Annotated in this window: 2 protein-coding genes; both read right to left on the reverse strand. The window is 44.5% G+C overall.

Going from position 1 to position 2,207, the window contains the following annotated elements:
• Nucleotides 1-7: 7 nt before the first annotated feature.
• Nucleotides 8-1,087, reverse strand: a complete 1,080-nt coding sequence (locus NR121_RS24840; protein WP_256832134.1) for an S-layer homology domain-containing protein — start codon at nt 1,085-1,087, stop codon at nt 8-10.
• Between the two features lie 199 nt (nt 1,088-1,286).
• The gene (locus NR121_RS24845; RefSeq protein WP_054819575.1) at nt 1,287-1,736 is read right to left on the reverse strand and encodes a hypothetical protein; all 450 of its coding nucleotides are present in this window, start codon (nt 1,734-1,736) and stop codon (nt 1,287-1,289) included.
• Between the last annotated feature and the right edge of the window lie 471 nt (nt 1,737-2,207).

Here is a 2,207-nt window from a genome sequence, read left to right on the forward strand (position 1 = left end):
AGCCCCTTTATTCATTTGAGAATAACAGAACGTCCTTTTGATTTATGGTATAAGCACTATTTCTTAACGCTGTACGTTGATATTCTGTACCGTTTTTGGTGAGAGAGAAAATCAAGTAACCTTCTCTCGATCCTACTTGATTTTTACCTACGACTAAAACGCGGCGGCTGCTATCTGATGTCACAGAATACCATCCTACCATTTTAAAATAATCCGTAACGAGAGCACTGTACTCTCTAGTATCCTCCGTAATAAACTCAACCTTATAAGCAAAGATGTACATGTTATCTAGATTTGGTTTGTCCCGTCGAACACCATTGGCCAGAAGATCCCAATAAGGAGACTCCTTATCCGAAGAATCAAAGAAAATAATCTCCTTAATCTTCATCTTGATATCTTTTGTCAAGTCATGCTCAATCGGAAGAGTAACCGCTTGTCTTAGCCCGTATGCCGTTTCAAAGTTTGTGCCGCGTAAAGCGATTTCGGCGTTACCCAAGGCAGTTTTATCTACCGGAAGGGCTTCCCCTTTGTTTAATTTAAGTATTCGTTCGATGATGGTTACGGATTGAGCTCTTGTCGTTGGTTTATCCTGTCCTAGTTCTCCTTTGGACAGCCCTTGAATCAAACCGGTTTTCGTGGCATTGAACATCACGGAATCGTTGTCCATCAAGATTCCTTCCTGCCGCATATCCTCTCGTGTTGCACGCAAGGATATAAGCGACATTTCAAGCCTGGATATTGGAGTGTTTAGATCCCCGCTCGTAAAATCTTCCGTATGATAGATATTTTTTTCTTTAGCGGCTGTGACATAAGGTGTGTACCAATCTTCCCCATCCTTTGCTTCAGGAAGACTAAGCTTCACGGCTGAAACGACTAATTTAATAAACTCGGCGCGGTTTACATTTTGCTCAGGTTTAAAGCTGCCGTCCTCATATCCGTCAACGTAACCGTTTTTGACGGCCGCGTTAATAGCTGCTTCGGCCCAATGATCTTTTGTATCATTAAAGGCCACGTTCGCAGACGCGTATTGATTGCAGCCGGTCATGAGTAATGACATCATTGTGGTAATAAGAACAACTTTTTTCATGCAATTCACTCCTAATGGATGTTATTTAACTCGAAATCTAAAAGCAGCCATGTAAACTGTATAACAGCGGTCGATTCGCTTGCCGCATGGCAACGCATACCATAGGAAAAAATCATCAAAAACCAGCTTCCCAAGCTAGTTCAACTTAGGCTCCGCAAAGCGCGTTACGCGCTGCCGGAGTAGTTGAACTAATGATGTCTTACAGGAAAACCCTTAACATCATTGTATCCCCAACTATGGCTTGTCCATTTTCTTCCCCGGAGGCGTTGGTAAAACTGACTCGCAGCTCGGGAGGATTATTCGGGGGTGGAGAGCCTATTTCAAAATCTTTCGGGCCTATGACGCTCTCCGTACCGCAGCTGTCCAGTGCCGTGAAAGTAACTGTCACCTTCCCGCTTTGGATGTTACCCGGATATTGCTTGAGGGCATTATTGAATGTAAATAAATACCCGTTCGTGTTACCGCTTGTGTTTTTGTACCAGCCGTTGTCCGCTGCTCCGGCTGGAGGCATCGTTATAGATCCGCCATTACCCGACATGGTCCACTTGATCTTATCCAGCGTACATCCTTTAGGCTCTACAACGACCGTAAAGGTATTATTCTCTTTCCAATCAATATACGGCTTCTGGATAGTTAAAGTGCCTGTCATGGTTCCCGGATCCTTCTCGGAATCGCACGTAGCTTGCGGAGTGATAGTTTCGTTTATGGTGTTATTAGAAACGATTCGTGTCACCTACGGTATTGCCCGAGTCCACGACCAATGAGAACGTTTTGGGAGCACTTGTGCTAAATTTATAAGATAAAGTCCCGCCTAACAACACGTTGTTATTTGCCCCGCCCGATGCATTTTCTGTTTTGACCACTACGCCGTCAACCTTCAGCTGCACGGTGAATGCAGTGGAGGTACTCCCGCGTCACCACAGCTCCATTCATATTCCAGTTTGATGTAATATCCACCATATCTTTGGGTGGATTACCAAACAGATACCTTAGATCGTTACTCTCCTTATTGGGTCCATTATATGCTGTTGTGTTGAACTAGCCGTCGAGGAACTTGAGGGCCTGATATAACCCTCACTAGGAATAATCCCCGGCTTTTGTGTAATGCCTCCAGAGGCTG

This window comes from Paenibacillus sp. Pae15 (genome assembly GCF_024519685.1).
Taxonomy (GTDB): Bacteria; Bacillota; Bacilli; order Paenibacillales; family NBRC-103111; genus Paenibacillus_G; species Paenibacillus_G naphthalenovorans.